Below are 20,481 nucleotides of genomic sequence, written 5' to 3' on the forward strand. Positions count from 1 at the left end.
CTGTCCGGGCTCAGACCACCGCGAGCGGCAGCGCAGTCGGGTGTACCGGAGCGGGCAGGTCCGAAGCACCGGTCAGGTACGCGTCCACCGCGCTCGCCACCGAGCGTCCCTCGGCGATCGCCCACACGACCAGCGACGCACCGCGGTGCGCGTCGCCGCAGACGAACACGCCGGGCGACTCCGTCTGCCAGTCCGCGCCGCACGAGAGCGTGCCGCGTTTGGTGAGCGAGAGCCCGAGCCCGTCCAGCAGCGGCATGTGCTCGACACCCTCGAAGCCGATCGCGAGCAGCACGAGGTCGGCGGGCAGTTCCTCGACCTCGTCGTTGACCGGGGTCACCATGCGCTTGCCGGTCTCCGGGTCCTTGACCACGCGGACCTGACGGAGCTCGACCGCGCGCACGTTGCCCTCGTCGTCACCGATGAACCGCGTGACCGCGACGGCGAACTTGCGTTCGCCCGCCTCTTCGTGCGCGGGATAGGTGCGCAGGATGTACGGCCAGGTCGGCCACGGCGACCGCTCGTCGTCCCTTGTGGACGGTGGCGTCGGGTACTGGTCCAGCTGGGTCACCGAAAGCGCGCCCTGACGGGTCGCGGTGCCGTAGGAGTCGGCCCCGGTGTCGCCGCCGCCGATGATGACGACGTGCTTGCCCGCCGCGTCCACCGCCGACGGGCCGTCGCCCTCGACGTACTTGTTGGCCGGGACCAGATGTTCCATCGCCAGGTGGATCCCGGCCAGCTCACGTCCGGGCGTGGTCTTGTCGTCGCGGCCGCGCAGCGCGCCCACGGCGAGGACCACCGCGTCGTAGCCCGCCCGCAGTTCCTCGACGGTGAGGTCGACGCCGACCTCGCAGCCGGTGACGAACTTCGTGCCCTCCTTGCGGAGTTGCGCGAGCCGCCGGTCGAGGACCTTCTTCTCCATTTTGAACTCGGGGATGCCGTACCGCAGCAGGCCACCGAGGCGATCGTCCCGTTCGTAGACGGTCACTTCGTGGCCGGCGCGGGTCAGCTGCTGCGCGGCGGCGAGCCCGGCGGGGCCGGAGCCGACGACCGCGACCCGCTGCCCCGACGAAACGGCCGAGACCTGCGGCTGCACGTAGCCCGCTTCCCAGGACTGGTCGGCGATCGTCTGCTCGACCCGCTTGATCGCCACCGGGCCGCCGGACAGCGGCGAGACCGACAGGACACAGCCCGCCTCGCACGGCGCGGGGCACAGCTTCCCGGTGAATTCGGGGAAGTTGTTGGTGGCGTGGAGCCGGTCGCTCGCCGCGGCCCAGTCGCCGCGGCGCACGAGGTCGTTCCACTCCGGGATCAGGTTGCCCAGCGGGCAGCCGGAACCACTGGAATGGCAGAACGGGATGCCGCAGTCCATGCACCGCGAAGCCTGCTTGCGCACCTGTTCGTTGCGCTCGGCGGGCTCCACGTCGGCGTACACCTCGCCCCAGGTGGCGAGACGGTCCTCTTTGGACTTCTTCTTCGGCTCTTCACGGTCGTACTTCAGGAAACCCGTCGGATCAGCCACGAGCGGCCTCCATGATCGCTTCGTCGACGTCGCGGCCCGCGGCACGCGCCGCCTTCGCCGCGTCAAGGACACGCTGGTAGTCGCGGGGCATCACCTTGGTGAACGCCGCCGAGCGACGCGGCCAGTCGCCGAGCAGCGACGCGGCCACGGCCGAACGTGTGAGGTCGTAATGCTTCTGCACGGTCTTCTTGAGCCAGGCGAGGTCTTCCGAGGACGGAGCCAGGAGGTTGACCATCTCCTCGTTGACCTTGCCGCGGTCGAGGTCGAGCACGTAGGCCTCGCCGCCGGACATCCCCGCCGCGAGGTTGCGCCCGGTCGGGCCGAGCACCACGGCCTGCCCGCCGGTCATGTACTCGAAGGCGTGGTCGCCGACGCCCTCGGCGACGACCACCGCGCCGGAGTTCCGCACGCAGAACCGTTCGCCGACCTGGCCGCGCAGGAACATCTCGCCACCGGTGGCGCCGTAGGCGAGCGTGTTCCCGGCGATGGTCTGGCCTTCGGCGGCGAACTTCGCGTCCGGATGGGGGCGCACGATGATCCGCCCGCCCGAAAGGCCCTTGCCGACGTAGTCGTTCGCGTCGCCGACCATGTCGAGCGTGATGCCGCGCGGCAGGAACGCCCCGAGCGACTGCCCGGCGGAACCGGTCAGGAGCACGTGGATCGTGTCCTCGGGCAGGCCCTCGCCGCCGTAGCGGCGGGTGATCTCGGAACCGAGCAGTGTGCCGACGGTCCGGTTCACGTTCCGCACCGGCAGTTCGAGCCGGACCGGATGCGCGTCCTCCAGCGCCGCCTCGGCGAGCTGGATCAGCGTCCGGTCGAGCGCGTGCTCAAGGCCGTGGTCCTGGTTCCGGGTGCGCCGCTTCGCCCCGCCGTACGGAGTCTCGGCCGGCATCTCGAAGATCGGCGCGAGGTCGAGGCCGGAGGCCTTCCAGTGCTCGATCGCCTCGTCGGTGTTCAGCATCTCGGCGTGCCCGATGGCCTCGTCGAGGGTGCGGAAACCGAGCGCCGCCAACGTTTCCCGGACCTCTTCGGCGACGAACCGGAAATAGTTCACGACGTGGTCGGCCTGGCCGGTGTACCGCTTGCGCAGATCCGGGCTCTGGGTCGCGACGCCGACCGGGCAGGTGTCGAGGTGGCAGACACGCATCATGACGCAGCCCTCGACGATCAGCGGCGCCGTCGCGAAGCCGTACTCCTCCGCGCCGAGCAGCGCGGCGATGACGACGTCCTTGCCGGTCTTCATCGCGCCGTCGACCTGCACGGTGATCCGGTCGCGCAAACCGTTGAGCAGCAACGTCTGCTGCGTTTCGGCGAGCCCGATCTCCCACGGGGTGCCCGCGTGCTTGAGCGAGTTCATCGGGGAGGCGCCGGTGCCGCCGTCGTGGCCGGAGATCAGCACGACGTCGGCGTGCGCCTTGGACACGCCCGCCGCGACCGTGCCGACACCGAGCGAGGACACCAGCTTCACGTGGATGCGGGCGTTCTCGTTGGCGTTCTTGAGGTCGTGGATCAGCTGGGCGAGATCCTCGATCGAGTAGATGTCGTGGTGCGGCGGCGGCGAGATCAGCCCGACGCCGGGCGTCGAATGCCGCGTGCGCGCGATCCACGGGTAGACCTTGTTCGGCGGCAGCTGCCCGCCCTCGCCCGGCTTCGCGCCCTGCGCCATCTTGATCTGGATGTCGTCGGCGTTGACCAGGTACTCGCTCGTGACACCGAACCGGCCGCTCGCGACCTGCTTGATCGCGCTGCGCCGCGCCGGGTCGTAGAGCCGCTCGGGGTCTTCCCCGCCCTCACCGGTGTTGGACCGGCCGCCGATGCGGTTCATCGCGATGGCGAGCGTTTCGTGCGCCTCGGCCGAAATCGAGCCGTAGGACATCGCGCCGGTGTTGAAGCGCTTGAAGATCGCCTCCACGGGCTCGACCTCGTCCAGCGGGACGGGCTCGCGCGCGCCCTCACGGAAGGAGAACAGCCCGCGCAGCGCGCCGCCCTGCCGGTACAGGCGGTGCACCTCGTCGGAGTACTTCTTGTACACCTCTTCCCGGCCCGTCTTCGTCGCGTGCTGCAACAGGAAGACGGTCTCCGGGGTGAACAGGTGCAGTTCGCCCTCGCGGCGGTACGCGTATTCGCCGCCGGTCTCGAGTCCACGGTGGACCCGGTCGGTCGGGTTGTCCGGGTACGCCCGGCGGTGGCGCGTGGCGACCTCTTCGGCGAGCACGCCCAGCCCGACGCCGCCGAGCTTCGACGACGTCCCGGTGAAGTACTCGTCGAGCAGATCCTGGGCCAGGCCGAAGGATTCGAAGACCTGTGCCGCGGTGTACGCGCCGACGGTCGAGATGCCCATCTTCGACATGATCTTCAGGACGCCCTTCACGAGCGCCTTGACGTAGTTGCGGATCGCCTTGGCGGGTTCGATGCCGGTGACGGCACCGGTCGAGATCATGTCTTCGATGGTCTCGAAGGCCAGGTACGGGTTCACCGCCGCGGCGCCGTAGCCGAGCAGCAGCGCGATGTGGTGGACCTCGCGGGCGTCACCGGTCTCGACGACCAGCGCGACGCGGAGCCTTTCCTTGGTACGCACCAGATGGTGGTGCACCGCGGAAACGAGCAGCAGCGACGGGATCGGCGCCATGCGGTGGTCGGAGTCGCGATCGGACAGCACGAGCGTGCGCGCGCCGGCCGCGATCGCCTCGGAGGCCTCGCGCCGGACCCGCTCGATCGCGGACGCCAGCGCCTCGGCTCCACCGTCCACTTCGTACAGTCCGGAAAGGACACTGCACGCGAAGCCGGGAAGGTCGCCGTCGTCGTTGATGTGGATCAGCTTGGCGAGTTCGTCGTTGTCGATCACCGGATACGGCAGCTGCACGTGGCGGCAGGAGGCCGGGCCTGGGGCGAGCAGATTGCGCTCGGGGCCCATGATCCGGCTCATCGACGTGACGAGCTCTTCGCGGATCGCGTCCAGCGGCGGATTGGTGACCTGCGCGAAGTTCTGCTTGAAGTAGTCGTAGAGCAGCCGGGAACGCTGCGACAGCACGGCGGGCGGGGTGTCGGAACCCATCGAACCGATCGGCTCGGCGGCCTTGACCGCCATCGGCGCGAGGAGGATCTTCAGCTCTTCTTCGGTGTAGCCGAAGGAAAGCTGGCGCCGCAGCACAGAATCGTGACTCTGCACGATGTGGTCGCGGTCCGGGAGGTCGGCGATCTGCAGGAGACCGGCGTGCAGCCAGCCCTCGTACGGGAGTTGCTTCGCCAGCTCCGACTTGACCTCTTCGTCGTCGACGATCCGGCCCGCCTCGGTGTCCACCAGGAACATGCGGCCGGGCTTGAGGCGCCCCTTGGCCACGACGTCCGCGGGGGCGACGTCGAGCACGCCCGCCTCGCTGGCCAGCACGACACGGTCGTCGGCGGTGCGCCACCAGCGGGCGGGGCGCAGGCCGTTCCGGTCCAGCACCGCGCCGACGAGGGTGCCGTCGGTGAAGGTGACACAGGCCGGGCCGTCCCACGGCTCCATGAGGCTGGCGTGGAACTGGTAGAACGCACGACGCTGTGCGTCCATCCCGGCGTGGTTCTCCCACGCTTCGGGGATCATCATCAGCACCGCGTGCGGCAGCGACCGGCCGCCGAGGTGCAGCAGCTCCAGCACCTCGTCGAAGGAGGCGGAGTCCGACGCGTCGGCCGAGCAGATCGGGTACAGGCGGGTCAGGTCGCCGGGGATGAGGTCCGATTCGAGCAGCGCCTCACGGGCGCGCATCCGGTTGCGGTTGCCCCGGATGGTGTTGATCTCGCCGTTGTGCGCGACGAACCGGAACGGATGCGCCAGCGGCCACGACGGGAAGGTGTTGGTGGAGAACCGGGAGTGCACGAGCGCGATGGCGCTGGTGAGCCGGGTGTCGGTCAGGTCGGCGAAGAAGAGCGGGAGCTGCTCGGGGGTCAGCATTCCCTTGTAGACGATGGTCCGCGAGGACAGCGACGGGAAGTAGGTGCCGCAGCCCGCGGTCACGCTCTCGTTCTCGACGCGTTTGCGGAGACAGAAGGCAAGGCGGTCCAGCTCGAGCCCGGAGGGACATCGTCCGTCGGCCTCGGCGCCCGCGACGAACAGCATCGCGAAATGCGGCATCACCGAACGCGCCGTCGGGCCGATGTCGGCGCGGTCGGCGTCGACCGGGACCTCACGCCAGCCGAGGACGTCGAGGCCCTCTTCACCGGCGATCCGCTCGATCAGGGCGATGGCCTTGGTCCGCTCCTCGATGTCCGAGGGCAGGAAACCGATCCCGGTCGCGTAGGTCTGCCGGCCGTCGGCGTCCGCCTCGGGCAGAGTGAAGTCCACTTCGGCCCGCAGCAGCTCGTCCGGGAGCTGCAGCAGGATGCCCGCACCGTCACCACTGGTCGGCTCCGCGCCGGCGGCGCCGCGGTGGTCGAGGTTCGTCAGCGCGGACAGGCCGTCGGTGACGATGCCGTGCGAACGCCGCCCGCGGACGTCGGCCACCATGGCCACACCGCAGGAGTCCTGTTCGGATTCGGGATCGTAGAGACCCTGTTTGCCTGGAATGGCGGAGAAGATCATGAAGGGACCTCCTTCGTCGTCTGTGCTCAGCGGCCGGGCGGGGCCGGCCGGGGGAATGCGCACGGGACGACGATGGCCCGTTCGTTAGCGCGACTTTAACACCTGTGAAACACGTCGGCATCAGTTCGGCGGTCGCGAAAGCCCGCCGATGGGTAACGATCTGGACGCCCGGAACGACACAGTTCCTGATGAGGGCACAGTACTTCGTTCCGCTAAGTATATGTCCCGTTCCGGGATGTCACGAGACGCGGTGAGGCGACCCTAGTCACTCCGGGCGCCCGGCGCGAACCCTGGGCCGATTAGGCCGTCCGGCCCAATCCTGCGCTTCACGGCAACCTGACACCGCTCTAGATCGACCTAGAGGTGAAATCACCTCACCTCTGGGGGCTTGATGCTCAAGTTGATCCGAAGAACCGCTGTGCTCGGCGCGGCCGCGCTCACGTTCTCCGCCCTGCTCTCGGCCACGCCCGCGCTGGCCACCTCCGAGACGGCCACTTCGGCGCCGGCCGTCTACATCGACCTCAAGGCGCCGACGAAGTCCTTCACCACCGGGAATGACGTTCCGGTCGGCGCCTGGACCGACCGCGGGTTCCACGCTTCGAAGGCGTACTTCACCTTCGACCTGCGCCCCTATCGTGGGGCCACGATCGGCTACGCCGAGGCGTACGCGACCGAAACCGCCGCCAACGACTGCACCAAGCCGCGTGCGACCGAACTGTGGGTCACCGACCCGGCGACGGCGCCGACCTGGCTGCGTCAGCCGAAGGAGCGAACCAAGCTTCCCGGCCCGGGCGCCCAGGGCGGCTGCCTGTGGAACCGCGTCGAATGGGACGCGGGACAGGCGATCACGGCCGCGCTCGCCGCGGGCAAGGAGTCTGTGACCTTCGCGCTGCGGATGCCGGACGACCGGCAGTTCGACCCGGCCTACGGCAGGCGCGTCGAGAACCGCCTGCATCTCTACGTCGACTACAACCGGCCGCCGACCGTGCCGACCGACCTGCACGTCGGGCTCAAGCCGTGCGGCGCGGATCCGGTGTACACGGCGGACAATCCCGTCGAGGTCACCGGCCGGGTCGACGACCCCGACCGGTCCGCGGTCTCCGCCAAGGTGACGGTCTGGGCGGCCGACGACCCCGCGAAGCGGCTGGAACTGGGCCCTGATTACTTCTCCGCCGCGCCGCGTCACGTGCGCTACTGGTTACCGTCCGAGTTCACCACCCACGGCCGCGAGTACCGGTGGACGATGCAGGGGGTCGAAGAGGGACTGGCCGGACCGGTCAGCGCGCCGTGTTCCTTCATCATCGACCGGGTGGCACCGACCACCGCGCCGGTCGTGACGTCGGCGGACTACCCGAACGACCGCGAGCGGCACGGCGCCATCGGCATCCCGGGCACCTTCACGATCGATGCCAAGGGTGATCAGGACATCATCGGCTTCAACACCGGCAACGGTTACGCACCCGCGGACCGCCCCGGCGGTGTCGCGACCGTCCAGTACACGCCGAAGACGGAGTTCGACACCTTCAGCGCCTGGGGCAGGGACAAGGCGGGCAACAGCGGTCCCGGCACGCACTACGGGTTCACCGCCACACCGTCGGAGCCGGGTGTCACCTTCGATGCCCAGGCCGTCGCCGTGGGCAAGCCGCTGCGCCTCGACTTCACTCCCGGCGCGATGCCGGGGGTCGTCGAGTACGTCTACGACTTCGGCTGGACCGGTGAGGTCGTGGTCCCGGCCGGGCCGGACGGCATGGCGACGACCACGGTGACCCCGCGGGAGCCGATGACCTACCTGGTCGTGTCGAGCCGTACCAAGGAAGGCTGGACATCCCAGCGCTGGGAGGATCGGATCGAGCAGAACACCGCCCCGGTCGTCACCAGTTCCACCTATCCGGCCGGCCAGCCGGGCGGCGGGGTCGGCGTACCGGGCGAGTTCGTCTTCTCCTCGGCGGTCCCCGGTGTCACCGATTTCCTCTACACCGTGGACAACGGAGCGCCCCAGTGGGTCGCGGCGACCGGTGGGACGGCGACGATCACGGTCACCCCGGCCAGTGCCGGACCACACCAGCTCGAAGTCCAGGCGATCCTGGCCGACGGCAATTTCGGTGATCCGCGGTACTACTCGTTCATCGTGAACGGCTAGCCGGAGCCGGTCCCGCTCCGCGCGAGCGGGACCGGCAACCACTAGAACGTGTTACAGTTCCGCGCATGATCCTGGACCGTTTCCGGCTCACCGACCAGGTCGCCGTGGTCACCGGCGCCGGACGCGGGATCGGCGCGGCGACGGCCGTGGCGCTCGCCGAGGCCGGTGCCGACGTGATGATCTCGTCCCGCACCGAAACCCAGCTCGACGACGTGGCGGCCCTGGTCGCCGCCACCGGCCGGCGCGCGCACGTGGTGCCCGCCGACCTGAGCGACCCGGCCGCCGCGGGCGAGCTGGCTCGGATCGCGACGGCGGAATTCGGGCGGCTGGACCTGGTGGTCAACAACGTCGGCGGAACCTATCCCCGGCCGCTGCTGGAAACCACCGCCGAATTCCTCGAAGAAGCCTTTCGTTTCAACGTCTCCACCGCACACGCACTGACCGTCGCGGCGGCCCCGTCCCTGCTGGAGACGGGCGGATCGGTCGTCAACATCTCGTCGGTCATGGGCCGCGTGACCGGCCGTGGCTTCGCCGCGTACGGGACGGCGAAGGCCGCGCTGGCGCACTACACCCGGCTCGCGGCGGCTGATCTCGCGCCTAAGGTGCGGGTGAACGCGATCTCGGTCGGCTCGGTGGCGACTTCCGCGCTCGAAGTGGTGGTGGGCAACGATGAACTGCGCGGCCGGATGGAGGCCGCCACTCCCCTGCGCCGGATCGGCGAGGCCGAGGACATCGCGGCCACCGTCGTGTTCCTGGCGTCGGGCGCGGGCCGGTACGTCACCGGCAAGATCATCGAAGTCGACGGTGGATTGCAGGCCCCGAACCTCGAGCTGGGCCTGCCCGATCTGTAGGAGACTGTCGGCGGAGCTGAGAGATATCGGGAAAATGACCATACGCGTGAACCCGCCCTGGCCGAAGGCCCCGCTATCGCGGTGGCAGGACGCCCTGCTCGTCAACCGTGACGTGGTCTCCCAGGCAGCGTCCTGCCGACGTCGATCGCGGACGCGGGTTCACCAACCAGACATCAGGAGGCGAACGCCGTGCGCGTGGTCCAGTGGAGTACCGGGAACGTCGGCCGCCACGCGCTGGCGGGGATAGCCGCGCGGCCGGATCTCGAACTCGCCGGAGTCTGGGTTTCGAGCGACGCCAAGGTGGGCGTGGACGCTGGGGATCTGGCCGGGCTCGGTCGCCCGCTGGGTGTCACCGCGACGACCGACGCGGACGCACTCATCGCTCTGAAGCCCGATTGCGTGCTCTACACGGCGATGGCCGACGACCGGCTGCCCGAGGCCGTCGAAGACCTGAAACGCTTCCTGCGCGCGGGGATCAACGTGGTGTCCAGCAGCCCGGTGTTCCTCCAGTATCCCGAAGGCGTCGTCCCGCCGGAGATGATCGAGCCGATCCGGGAGGCCGCTCGCGAAGGCGGTGCTTCGCTGTGGGTCAACGGTGTCGACCCCGGCTTCGCCAACGACTGGCTGCCACTGGTGCTCACCGGCGTGTGCGAACGGATCGACGAGGTGCGCTGCCTGGAGATCCTCGACTATTCGACGTACGACAACGGCAAGGTGCTGTTCGAGATCATGGGCTTCGGCCGGGAGATGGACGATCTGCCCTTGCTGTTGCAGCCCGGTGTGCTGTCGCTGGCCTGGGGCAGCGTCGTGCGGCAGCTCGCGGCCGGGCTGGACGTCGAACTCGATGCCGTCGAGGAGGTCTACGAACGGCTTCCTGCTCCGGAGACGTTCGAGATCGCGTCGGGGACGATCAACGAGGGCACGGCCGCGGCGCTGCGGTTCGAGGTGCGCGGCATGCGCGGCGGGCGGGCGGTGTGCGTGCTGGAGCACATCACGCGCCTGCGCGGCGACCTCGGGCCGGACTGGCCGCAGCCGACCGGGCAGGGCTGCTACCGCGTCCAGGTGACCGGGGAGCCCGACTACGTGCTGGACCTCCGTCTGGTCGGCAGCGACGGTGACCACAACACGGCCGGGCTGAAGGCGACCGCGATGCGGCTGGTGAACGCGATCCCGGCGGTGGTGGCGGCTCCGCCGGGGCTGCTGACGGCGCTGGACCTGCCCTTGGTGACGGGGCGAGGCCTGGTCTCTCGCTGACGCCGCGACGTCCGTGAAGGCCTCCTTGCCTACCTTGAGGGTAGGCAAGGAGGCCTTCACGGACTTGCGGCGCTACTTCTCGGGGTCCGGCTTCGGGTCCTCGGTCGCCTTGTCCGCGGCCGAGTCCCGGACGGTGTCCGGAGCCGCCGCGACGTCCGCGTGCGTCTCCTCATCGGACGGCCCTGAGGAGGAAGAGGTACCGGAGTCCTCTCGCGGCACGTCCTTGCTCCACAACGTTTCCGGCGCTTCCCGCGGTCCACGCTTGGCGGCGAGGACGAAGTACGCGATCGCCGCGGCGAACAGCAGGATCGAGGTCCACACGTTGACCCGCAGGCCGAGGATGTGGTTCGCGGTGTCGGTCCGCATCATCTCGATCCAGAACCGGCCCGCGGTGTACCCGGCGACGTACAGCGCGAACACGCGGCCGTGGCCGAGGCGGAACTTCTTGTCCGCCCAGATGACCAGCAGCGCGACACCGAGGTTCCAGATCAGCTCGTAGAGGAACGTCGGGTGCACCGGGCTGTCCGGCAGCGGGACGTGCCCGAGCGCGACGCCGTTCAGGAAGTCGTCCGGGTTGGCCGGGTTGTAGCGCTGGTAGATCTCCAGGCCCCACGGCAGGTCGGTGTGCGCGCCGTAGAGTTCCTGGTTGAAGTAGTTGCCGAGCCGCCCGATCGCCTGCGCGATCACGATCCCCGGCGCGAGCGCGTCCGCCATCGCGGGCAGCGGGATCCCCCGCCGGCGGCAGGCGATCAGCGCGCCGACCGCGCCGAGCGCGATCGCGCCCCAGATACCGAGCCCGCCGTCCCAGATCTTCAGCGCGTTGAGCGGGTTCTTGCCCTCGCCGAAGTACAGCTGGTTGTCGGTGATGACGTGGTACAACCGCCCGCCGACCAGGCCGAACGGCACCGCGAAGACCGCGACGTCGATGACCGTGCCCTTCGTGCCGCCGCGGTTGACCCAGCGCCGCTCGCCCAGCCAGATCGCCACGATGATGCCGGCGATGATGCAGAGCGCGTAGGCCCGGATCGGGACCGGCCCGATATGCCAGACGCCCTGGTCGGGGCTGGGGATGGTCGCGAGGAACGCTGCCGAGGCGGTATTCACGTCGGCCACCGTAGCGCTTCGTCCACTTCTTGGGGGCGTCAGCCCTCGACGGCGGCCAAATAGCCCGCGATCAGCGCGGACGCGACGTGCCCGATGGCGGCGTCGGGCGGCAGGAACACCTCGTCGTGGAGGCTGGGCGCGCCGGCGGTGTCGCCGAGGCCGACGAACATCATCAGCCCGCGGGTCATCCCGCAGTAGTGCGCGAAGTCGTCGGCGCCGAACGACCGGAAGTCGGTGTCCACGACTGCCCCCGTCCGGACGAGTCGCCGGTGCGCGCGCTGGGTGAGCCCGGCGTCGTTGTGCAGCACCGGTTCGCACGGGCTGATCTCCAGTTCCGCCCGGCAGCCGTGCGCCTGTGCGGTGCCGTGGACGACCTCGGCGAGCCCCTCCAGGGCGAGGTCGCGGTCTTCGGCGCGCATCAGCCGCAGCGAGCCCGACAGGCGGGCCTCGTTCGGCACGACGTTCGCCGTCGTCCCGGCTTCGATCCGCCCGACCGAGCAGACCGCACCGAACACCGGGTCGACCCGGCGGCTCGCGAGCTGCTGCAGGCTCACCACGATCTGGCTGAGCGCGAGGATCGGGTCCCGCAGCAGATGCGGGTAGCCGGCGTGCCCGCCCTGACCGCGGACGACGACGTCGAACTCGTCGGTGGAGGCGTTGACCGGTCCCGGCACCGCCGAAACCACCCCCGCGGCGAGCCTGGGCTGCACGTGAGCGCCGATGACCGACTCGACGCCGTACTCGGTGAGCACGCCGGAGTCGACGATGTCCAGCGCGCCGGACGGCGACGTCTCCTCACGCGGCTGCAGGAGCGCGAGGAGCGGCCGGGGCACCCCGACCACGGAGGCCGCGCGGCAGGTGGCGACGAGCGCGGCCATGTGGACGTCGTGCCCGCACGCGTGCATCAGCGGCGTCTCCGAGGCCCACGGGACGCCGGTGCGTTCGGTGACCGGCAGCGCGTCCAGTTCGGTGCGCAGTGCCACGGCCGGGCCCGGCGCGGTACCCGGGAGCAGCACGGCGCGCCCGGTCTTGGCGACCCGGACCCCTTCGTCGATTCCCAGCGCCTCGACGACGACCCGTGCGGTGTCCTCTTCGTCTCCCGACGCGCGCGGATCGGCGTGCACCCGGTGCCGCAGTTCGATCGCCGACGGCAGTTCCGCCTCGACGGCGGCCTCCCACCGGTCCTGCAGGTCGTCCAGTTCCGTCATGTCCCCTCCAGCCCGTACACCCGTTCGGCGTTGCGGTGCCCCACCAGCGCCGCTATCCGATGCGCGTCCACTTCGGACAGTACGTCCGAAGTGAGCCCCGCGTACAGGAAGTCGGACAGTCCTTGCCGGAACAGCGCCGTACCGAGGTGGTACAGCTCGGCCAGCCCGAACGCGTCCGTGGAGAACAGCAGCTTCCCGAACGGCACGATCTCCATTGTCTCCGCGATGATCGCGGGCGCACGATGACCGGCGTTGTGCGTCGCGAGTCCCACGTCGATGAACACGTGCTCGAAGACCTGCGCCAGATACGCGGCGTTCCGGTGGAAGGGATAGTTGTGCAACAGCATGATCGGCACCCCGTGTGACCGGGTGGCCCGCAGCAGCCCGGTGAGCAGCAGCGGATCGCAGCGGTGCAGGTCCACGTCCGCGTCGCCGAAGCCGACGTGGAACTGGATCGGCAGGGCCAGGTCGATCCCGGTCCAGAACAGGAACCGGTGCAGGACCTCGTCCGCGAGCCGGACCGGTCCGCCCGCCTCGATCCGCGCGAGCCAGCGGCCCGCCGCTTCGGTGACTTCGGTGTCCGTCGGCCGCTCCCCCGCCAGGTCGAGGCCGACGCGGTAGGCGGCGATGGACTTGAACCCGACCGCGGTCGTGGCGCGTTTCGCCAGCTCCGAGGCGAAGGCCGGCGCGAATCCGGCCGCGGTGGTGGAGCCGATCACCGTTTCGGCGACCTGTTCGAGGCGGACGATGTCCCGCGCGCGGGCGCCGGACAGGGCCGCGAACTGCTCGGTCGTGGTCAGCGTGTCCGGCAGGAAGCCGCCGTCGAGCAGGAATTCGGTCGTGCCGGTGGCGCGCAGGAACCGCGCGTTGACCTCGGTGGCGCCCAGTTCGGCTCGGCGGGCCAGATAGTCCTCGGCCGGGACGTGCGGCGGCAGGTCGAGCACCGGGGCGCAGCGGGCCCGCACCGCGAGCCCGATCAGCGAGTCGAACAGGGTCGTGCCCAGTGACGAGACGGTGTCGGCCTCGGTGAGCAGCTGTTCGAACTCGATCCGGCCCAGATCACCGGTGACGACGCCGTGGCAGTGGTGGTCCACGAGCCTCGTCCGTGCGACGAACGGCAGGATCTGGGTTCCCGGCATGAGCGCGTCCCTTCTCGTGGTCGACGAGTGCGGCCTCACCCTATGACCGGATCCAGGCGTGGCAAGGGACTCCGATCGAGGCCAGGATGAGGAACCATGGTGAACCGGGAAGCACTGACCGCCCGCGCGACCGCCCTCACCGGGGAACTCCGGGCCCGGGGTGTCGAGCTTGTGGCGCTGACCTTCGTGGACAACGCCGGGATCGCGCGGGTCAAGGCGGTACCGCTGCGGAAGTTGCCGTCCGCGGCCGCTTGGGGTGTCGGCGCTTCGAAGTCCTTCGACTTCTTCGGCTCGGACGACGTCATCAGCGGCGGCGAGTATTCCCTCGGCCCGGTCGGTGACCTGCGGCTGCATCCGGACCTCGACGCGTTGACCGTGCTCGCCGGGCAGCCTGGCTGGGCCTGGGCTCCGGTGACGAAACTCGACCAGGAGGGCGAGCCGCACCCGCAGGACGCGCGGGCCCTGCTGGCGACGGCGGTGGACCGGCTCGCCGCGCGCGGTCACCGGGCGCGGATGAGTTTCGAAATCGAATGGGTGATCACCGGCGCCGACGCGCCGGACGATCCGACCTCGGCCACCGCGGGCCCGGCGTACGGCTACGCGAGACTTTCCGAGCACGCGGACTATCTCCGCGCCCTGGTGTCCACTTTGGACCAACAGGGGGTCGGCGTGGAACAGATCCACCCCGAGTACGCCGACGGCCAGTTCGAGCTGTCGGTCGCGGCGGCGGACCCGGTGCGCGCGGCCGACATCGCCGTCCTGACGAAGGAGACGATCCGCGCGCTCAGCCACCGGCACGGGCTGAAGGCGTCCTTCACCCCGAAGTTCGCGCCCGCCGGCGTCGGCAACGGCGGGCATGTGCATCTGAGTGTCTGTGACGGCGCGCGGAACCTTTTCTTCGGCGGGGAAAGGGTTTTCGGGCTGACGCCGGTCGCGGAGTCGTTCAGCGCGGGCATCCTGCGGCGGCTGCCCGCGCTGCTCGCGATCGGGGCACCGTCGGTGGTCAGCTATCTGCGACTGGAGCCGCACCACTGGGCGGGCGTGTACGCCGCGTGGGGGCTGGAGAACCGGGAGACGCCGCTGCGGCTGGTACGCGGCGTCGCCGGGAACCGTGACTCGGCGGCGAACCTCGAGGTCAAATGCTTCGACCTGACCGCGAATCCGTATCTGCTGGCGGCCGCCCTGCTGTTCGCCGGGATGGCCGGAACCGACGAGGAGGCGGTGCTGCCGGAGCCGCTCGACGTCGATCCCGGGATCTTGACCGACGAGGCGCGCGCCGCCCGCGGGATCGAGCGGCTGCCGCTGCGGTTGGAGGACGCCGTCGCGGCGTTCGAGGCGGACAAGGCCCTCACTGCCGCGTTCGGCGCTCCGCTGGCGACGACGATCGTGGGCCTGCGGCGGGCGGAGATCGAGCGGTTCGCGCTCGCGACCCCGGAGGAGATCACCGAAGCGCAGCGGTGGCGGCACTGAGCGGCCGGTCCAGCTGGTCGTGAGTGGCGATTCGGGTTAGAACCCGAATCGCCACTCACGACCAGCGTGAGGATCAAGCGGGGGCGACGGTCTTCCGCACACCCGCGGCCAGCTCGGCCGAAAGCTCCCGAACCGCGTCCAGTCCGCTCGCGGCGGCGGTCACCAGCGCGGAGCCGACGATGACACCGTCCGCGAAACCGGCGACCTGCGCCGCCTGCTCGCCGGACCGGACGCCGAGCCCGACGCCGATCGGCAGGTCCGTATGCGCGCGGGTGCGCGCGACCAGATCCTCGGCGTGCACGCCGACCTGGTCACGAGCGCCTGTCACGCCCATCACCGCGGTGGCGTACACGAAACCGGATGCGGCCTCGACGGTCTTCGCGATCCGCTCCTCCGAGGAGGACGGCGCGACCAGGAAGATCCGGTCCAGACCATGCTGCTCGGAGGCGGCCATCCACTCGTCGGCCTCGTCCGGGATCAGGTCCGGGGTGATCATGCCGAGCCCGCCCGCGGTGGCGAGGTCCCGCGCGAAGCGGTCGACGCCGTAGCAGTGCACCGGGTTCCAGTAGGTCATCACGACGGCCTTGCCGCCGCGCGACGACACCGACTCGACGACCTCGAACAGGTGCTTGAGCCTGAAGCCGCCGGAAAGCGCGCTCACCGACGCGGCCTGGATGGTCGGGCCGTCCATGACCGGGTCCGAGTAGGGCACGCCCACCTCGACCAGGTCGGCGCCGCCGTCGACCACCGCGGCCAGCAGGTCCTTCGACCCGTCGACCGTCGGGAAACCTGCCGGGAGATACCCGATCAGCGCTCCACGCCCCTCCGCGCGCGTCGCCGCGAAGAGCTCCTTCAACCCGCTCATGCGTTCTCCACCAGGCCGAAGTACTTCGCGGCCGTGTCCATGTCCTTGTCGCCACGACCGGACAGGTTCACGATGATCAGCCCCTCGGGACCGAGTTCGCGGCCGAGCACCAGCGCGCCCGCCAGCGCGTGCGCCGACTCGATCGCCGGGATGATGCCCTCGGTGCGCGAAAGCAGCTTGAACGCGTCCATCGCCTCGGCGTCGGTCACCGGCCGGTACTCGGCGCGGCCGCTGTCCTTGAGCCACGAGTGCTCCGGGCCGACACCCGGGTAGTCGAGGCCCGCGGAGATCGAGTGCGACTCGACGGTCTGGCCGTCCTCGTCCTGCAGCAGGTACGTCATCGCGCCGTGCAGGTTGCCCGGTGTGCCCTTGGTCAGCGTGGCGCCGTGGCGGTTGCCCTCGATGCCCTCGCCGCCCGGCTCGAGACCGACGAGACGGACTTCCGGGTCGTCGATGAAGCCGTGGAAGATGCCGATCGCGTTCGACCCGCCGCCGACGCAGGCCGCGACGGCGTCCGGCAGGCGCCCGGCCTGCTCCAGGATCTGGACGCGGGACTCCTCGCCGATGATCTTGTGGAAGTTCCGCACCATCATCGGGAACGGGTACGGGCCCGCCGCCGTGCCGAACAGGTAGTGCGTGGTGTCGGCGTTGGTGACCCAGTCGCGCAGGGCCTCGTTGATCGCGTCCTTGAGCGTGCGCGAACCGGTCTTCACCGGGACGACCTCGGCGCCGAGCAGCTTCATGCGCGCCACGTTCAGCGCCTGCCGCTCGGTGTCGACCTCACCCATGTAGACGATGCATTCCAGGTCCAGCAGCGCGCAGGCGGTGGCGGTGGCCACGCCGTGCTGCCCGGCCCCGGTCTCGGCGATGACCCGCTTCTTGCCCATCCGTTTGGTGAGCAACGCCTGTCCCAGCACGTTGTTGATCTTGTGTGAACCGGTGTGGTTCAGATCCTCGCGCTTGAGGAAGATCCGGGCGCCGCCGGCGTGCTCACCGAAGCGCTTGGCCTCGGTGAGCAGCGACGGGCGACCGGCGTAGTCACGCAGCAGACGCCGGAACTCGTTGACGAAGTCCGGGTCGTTCCGCGCCTTGTCGTACTCGGCCGCGACCTCGTCGACGACGCCGATCAGGGCCTCCGGCATGAACCGGCCGCCGTACGGGCCGTAGTAGCCCCGGTCGTCCGGATCGTGCTTGCCGTGGGTTTCTTCGTGGTACTCAATGGTCATCGGGAAGGCCTCGGGCAGGCAGGGTGCGATCCGGCGGTGACGAGCTTGACCAGCGCACCCTTGGGGTCGCCCGAAGCTACGAGCCCTTCGCCCACCAGGACGGCGTCGGCACCGTGACCCGCGTAAGACATCAGGTCGCCGGGGCCGCGCACACCGGACTCGGCGATCTTGAAGACGTCCATCGGCAGACCGGGGGCCAGCCGCGAGAAGACGTCCCGGTCGACCTCGAGGGTGTGCAGGTTGCGGGCGTTGACGCCGATCACCTTCGCGCCGGCTTCGAGGGCCTTGTCGGCCTCTTCGGCGTTGTGGATCTCGACCAGCGCGGTCATCCCGAGGGATTCGACCCGGTCCAGCAACGCGATCAGGGCGTTCTGCTCCAGGGCCGCCACGATCAGCAGGACCATGTCCGCGCCGTGCAGCCGCGCCTCGTGGACCTGGTACGGGCTGACGATGAAGTCCTTGCGCAGCACCGGGATGTCGACAGCCGCGCGGACCGCGTCGAGGTCGGCGAGCGAACCGCCGAACCGGCGCTGCTCGGTCAGCACGCTGATCACCCTGGCGCCGCCGTCGGCGTAGTCCTTCGCCAGCGCGGCCGGATCGGGGATCTCGGCCAGGTCACCCTTGGAGGGGCTGCGCCGCTTCACCTCGGCGATGACGCCGATACCGGACTCACGCAGGGCCGCGAGCACGTCACGTGGGGGCGCGACCTGGGTCGCGCGCTTCTTCAGTTCGTCGAACGGCAGAACCGCCTCGCGCTCGGCGAGATCGGCACGGACGCCGGCGACGATGTCATCGAGCACGCTCACCGGAGTTCCTCACCGGCCGTCGTACTCACGGATTCCTTCGCAAGGTCGCTCACAAAAACCTTCCCCTTCCCGCCGAAACGATGCTAACCCCCGCACGGATACGGCCTGGTTCCGGGTATGTCCGTTACTCCGAATGCCAACCGTGTCATCTTTCGCGGCGTAGATCTCGAAAACGCGCGTTTTCCGCGGCCATCACCGGGTCGCGGTGGGATCTTCGCCTTCGGACAGCGCCTCCCACAGCTCGGTTTCCAGATCCTTGGCGGCCTTCTTCTTCGCCCCCGGCGCCGAGTACTTCGCGCCGAGACGAGGCATCCGGCCCGCACCCTTGATGGCTGCCAACCCACCCGCCGTCACGAGAATTCCCCCGAGGATCGCGAGACCGCGGGCTCCCACCAGCTGAGCGACGGGCAGACCGTCGGCGAAGCCACTCAACGAGCCGCCCGCCACGCCGATCCACACCGCGGCGACACCGGCCACGGCGAGTACCACGCCGAGCACCCGGCGTGGCCGGCCGCCGGTGGCGATCAGCCCGGCCGTGCCGGCGAGCGCCAGCAACGCGAGCGGAATCAGCGCGACCGCACGCTGTGAACCGGTTTCCGTGTACAGCACCGTGCCGCGCACACCGCCGTCGCGGAACTCCGCGAACCACACGAGCTGCGAAGAACCCCACAGCGCGACCGCCCCCAGCAGCAGCCCCACCACGGCGATCCACAGTGGACGCTTGGCCTTCTTCGCCGGGGCCTCAGACACGAGTGCGGTCACCCGCCGGGTCGAGTTCGTCCGCCGCGATCATCGTCTGCGCCGCCGCCACGGCGGACAGCACGGTGCGGGCCTTGTTGAGCGACTCGTTGTCCTCGTAGTCGGCCACCGAATCGGCGACGACTCCCCCGCCCGCCTGGACGTACGCGGTGCCGTCCTTCATCAGCGCGGTGCGGATCGCGATCGCGGTGTCGGCGTCCCCGGCGAAGTCGAGATATCCGACGACGCCGCCGTAGAGCGCCCTGCGGGTCGGCTCCAGCTCCTCGATCAGCTGCATCGCGCGGACCTTCGGCGCGCCGGAGAGCGTCCCCGCCGGGAAGCAGGCGGCGACGGCGTCGAAAGCCGTTTTGTCGTCGAGGAGTTCGCCGGTGACCGTGGAGACGATGTGCATGACGTGGCTGTAGCGCTCGACGTCGAAGAAGTCGACGACGCGCACGGTGCCGGGCTTGCAGACCTTGCCGAGGTCGTTGCGGCCGAGGTCGACGAGCATCAGGTGCTCCGCGCGTTCCTTCTCGTCCGCCAGCAGGTCCTTGGCCAGCTGCGCGTCCTCCTCCGGGTCGGCGCCGCGCCAGCGGGTACCCGCGATCGGATGCGTGGTCGCGCGGCCGTCCCGCACGGTGACCAGCGACTCCGGGCTGGACCCGACGATGTCGAAGCCGTCCAGGCGCAGCAGGTACATGTACGGGCTCGGATTGGACGTGCGCAGGACACGGTAGACGTCCAGCGCGTCGGCCTGGGTCTCGATCTCGAATCGTTGCGACGGCACGATTTGGAACGCTTCGCCCGCCTTGATCGCCTCGACCGCCTTCTCGACGGCCGCGTGGAAGTCCGGCTTGGAGCGGCGGCGGGTGAATTCGGGCGCGGGACGGTCGAAGACGGCGGCCGTGGCCGGGGCCGCGACGTGCAGCTGCTTGGTCATCGCGTTCAAACGCGCGACGGCGTCGTCGTACGCCGCGTCGACGCGCTCGGCCGAGTCGTCCCAGTTGACCGCGTTGGCGATCAGCGTGACGGTGCCCTCGTGGTGGTCGAAGGCGGCCAGGTCGGTCGCCAGGAGCATGGTGAGCTCGGGGATGTCGAGGTCGCGTTCGGCGAGTTCGGGGAGCCGTTCGAGCCAGCGGACGGCGTCGTAGCCGATGTAGCCGACCATGCCGCCGGTGAGCGGCGGCATCCCGGGCAGCTGCTCGGTGTGGAGCGCGGCGACGGTCTCACGCAGCACGGTGAGCGGGTCGCCTTCGGTCGGCAGGCCGACCGGCGGGGTGCCGGTCCAGACAGCCTGGCCGTCACGCACGGTCAGCGCGGCGGGGCTGTCCACGCCGATGAACGACCATCGGCTCCAGGAAGCGCCGTTCTCCGCCGATTCGAAGAGGAACGTCCCCGGCCGGTCGGCGGCGAGCTTGCGGTAGACCCCGATGGGGGTCTCACCGTCGGCGAGCACGCGGCGGACAACGGGGATGACGCGACGGCCCTCGGCGAGCGCGCGGAACTCGTCGCGCGAAGGGCTGACCGAGCCGAGCCCCGACGGGCTGGCGTTTGCGGCGCTGACCATGTCGCTCATTGTGCTGCAACGCCCGTGGGAGGC

At 70.0% G+C, this 20,481-nt stretch carries 14 protein-coding genes; 4 read left to right on the top strand and 10 right to left on the bottom strand.

Annotated features, from left to right (window positions below; all coding sequences use genetic code 11):
- Window positions 1–10 precede the first annotated feature (10 nt).
- Together AC0685_RS21475 and gltB are read right to left on the bottom strand one after the other, a co-directional pair.
- Complete coding sequence (locus AC0685_RS21475) at window positions 11–1,519, bottom strand: glutamate synthase subunit beta (RefSeq protein WP_478227174.1); 1,509 nt, start codon at window positions 1,517–1,519, stop codon at window positions 11–13.
- Window positions 1,512–6,080, bottom strand: a complete 4,569-nt coding sequence (gltB, locus tag AC0685_RS21480; RefSeq protein ID WP_478227175.1) for a glutamate synthase large subunit — start codon at window positions 6,078–6,080, stop codon at window positions 1,512–1,514. Before gltB ends, AC0685_RS21475 begins: the two co-directional genes overlap by 8 nt.
- Before the next feature lie 391 nt (window positions 6,081–6,471).
- On the opposite strand from gltB, the gene AC0685_RS21485 reads away from it, so the two are divergent.
- The 3 genes from AC0685_RS21485 to AC0685_RS21495 all read left to right on the top strand — a co-directional run bounded on the left by AC0685_RS21485 (window position 6,472) and on the right by AC0685_RS21495 (window position 10,325).
- Window positions 6,472–8,220, top strand: a complete 1,749-nt coding sequence (locus AC0685_RS21485) for a hypothetical protein (RefSeq protein WP_478227176.1) — start codon at window positions 6,472–6,474, stop codon at window positions 8,218–8,220.
- 65 nt (window positions 8,221–8,285) lie between these two features.
- On the top strand, window positions 8,286–9,071 hold the full coding sequence (locus AC0685_RS21490) for an SDR family oxidoreductase (protein WP_478227177.1): 786 nt from the start codon (window positions 8,286–8,288) through the stop codon (window positions 9,069–9,071).
- A 189-nt stretch (window positions 9,072–9,260) separates the two neighbouring features.
- A complete protein-coding gene (locus AC0685_RS21495) occupies window positions 9,261–10,325 on the top strand; it encodes an NAD(P)H-dependent amine dehydrogenase family protein (RefSeq protein WP_478227178.1) in 1,065 nt (354 codons plus the stop codon).
- Between the two features lie 72 nt (window positions 10,326–10,397).
- Here AC0685_RS21495 and lgt read toward each other — a convergent pair whose 3' ends face one another.
- The 3 genes from lgt to AC0685_RS21510 are packed head-to-tail and all read right to left on the bottom strand — an operon-like array spanning window position 10,398 to window position 13,776.
- Window positions 10,398–11,438: a prolipoprotein diacylglyceryl transferase gene (gene lgt / locus AC0685_RS21500; RefSeq protein WP_478227179.1), complete on the bottom strand. Its 1,041-nt coding sequence runs from the start codon at window positions 11,436–11,438 to the stop codon at window positions 10,398–10,400.
- 29 nt (window positions 11,439–11,467) lie between these two features.
- Entirely contained in the window at window positions 11,468–12,637 is a 1,170-nt protein-coding gene (locus AC0685_RS21505; RefSeq protein WP_478227180.1) for a M20 metallopeptidase family protein, read from the bottom strand.
- Complete coding sequence (locus AC0685_RS21510) at window positions 12,634–13,776, bottom strand: amidohydrolase family protein (RefSeq protein WP_478227181.1); 1,143 nt, start codon at window positions 13,774–13,776, stop codon at window positions 12,634–12,636. The genes AC0685_RS21505 and AC0685_RS21510 overlap by 4 nt, the downstream gene beginning before the upstream one ends.
- A gap of 96 nt (window positions 13,777–13,872) precedes the next feature.
- Here AC0685_RS21510 and AC0685_RS21515 point away from each other — a divergent pair, with 96 nt between their 5' ends.
- Window positions 13,873–15,246 carry a type I glutamate--ammonia ligase gene (locus AC0685_RS21515; RefSeq protein WP_478227182.1) on the top strand — a complete coding sequence of 458 codons (1,374 nt, stop codon included), beginning with the start codon at window positions 13,873–13,875 and terminating at the stop codon, window positions 15,244–15,246.
- A 73-nt stretch (window positions 15,247–15,319) separates the two neighbouring features.
- On the opposite strand, the gene trpA is transcribed toward AC0685_RS21515, so the two are convergent.
- The 5 genes from trpA to AC0685_RS21540 all read right to left on the bottom strand — a co-directional run bounded on the left by trpA (window position 15,320) and on the right by AC0685_RS21540 (window position 20,448).
- Window positions 15,320–16,111 (bottom strand): tryptophan synthase subunit alpha, encoded by a 792-nt coding sequence (trpA, locus tag AC0685_RS21520; protein WP_478227183.1) that lies wholly within the window; start codon window positions 16,109–16,111, stop codon window positions 15,320–15,322.
- A complete protein-coding gene (gene trpB, locus AC0685_RS21525; RefSeq protein ID WP_478227285.1) occupies window positions 16,108–17,355 on the bottom strand; it encodes a tryptophan synthase subunit beta in 1,248 nt (415 codons plus the stop codon). Before trpB ends, trpA begins: the two co-directional genes overlap by 4 nt.
- The gene (gene trpC, locus AC0685_RS21530; RefSeq protein WP_340687687.1) at window positions 17,334–18,143 is read right to left on the bottom strand and encodes an indole-3-glycerol phosphate synthase TrpC; all 810 of its coding nucleotides are present in this window, start codon (window positions 18,141–18,143) and stop codon (window positions 17,334–17,336) included. Before trpC ends, trpB begins: the two co-directional genes overlap by 22 nt.
- Window positions 18,144–18,335: 192 nt before the next feature.
- Complete coding sequence (locus tag AC0685_RS21535) at window positions 18,336–18,893, bottom strand: Trp biosynthesis-associated membrane protein (protein WP_478227184.1); 558 nt, start codon at window positions 18,891–18,893, stop codon at window positions 18,336–18,338.
- Window positions 18,886–20,448, bottom strand: a complete 1,563-nt coding sequence (locus tag AC0685_RS21540; protein ID WP_478227185.1) for an anthranilate synthase component I — start codon at window positions 20,446–20,448, stop codon at window positions 18,886–18,888. The genes AC0685_RS21535 and AC0685_RS21540 overlap by 8 nt, the downstream gene beginning before the upstream one ends.
- Window positions 20,449–20,481 lie beyond the last annotated feature (33 nt).

The organism is Amycolatopsis sp. NPDC043889 (genome assembly GCF_056435645.1).

What these genes read in the sequence shown, in the direction of transcription:
- AC0685_RS21510 (WP_478227181.1), bottom strand. Translation starts at nt 13,776, where the DNA reads ATGCCGGGAACCCAGATCCTGCCGTTCGTCGCACGGACGAGGCTCGTG.
- AC0685_RS21540 (WP_478227185.1), bottom strand. Translation starts at nt 20,448, where the DNA reads ATGGTCAGCGCCGCAAACGCCAGCCCGTCGGGGCTCGGCTCGGTCAGC.
- AC0685_RS21490 (WP_478227177.1), top strand. Translation starts at nt 8,286, where the DNA reads ATGATCCTGGACCGTTTCCGGCTCACCGACCAGGTCGCCGTGGTCACC.
- gltB (WP_478227175.1), bottom strand. Translation starts at nt 6,080, where the DNA reads ATGATCTTCTCCGCCATTCCAGGCAAACAGGGTCTCTACGATCCCGAA.
- AC0685_RS21505 (WP_478227180.1), bottom strand. Translation starts at nt 12,637, where the DNA reads ATGACGGAACTGGACGACCTGCAGGACCGGTGGGAGGCCGCCGTCGAG.
- AC0685_RS21515 (WP_478227182.1), top strand. Translation starts at nt 13,873, where the DNA reads ATGGTGAACCGGGAAGCACTGACCGCCCGCGCGACCGCCCTCACCGGG.
- trpA (WP_478227183.1), bottom strand. Translation starts at nt 16,111, where the DNA reads ATGAGCGGGTTGAAGGAGCTCTTCGCGGCGACGCGCGCGGAGGGGCGT.
- AC0685_RS21485 (WP_478227176.1), top strand. Translation starts at nt 6,472, where the DNA reads ATGCTCAAGTTGATCCGAAGAACCGCTGTGCTCGGCGCGGCCGCGCTC.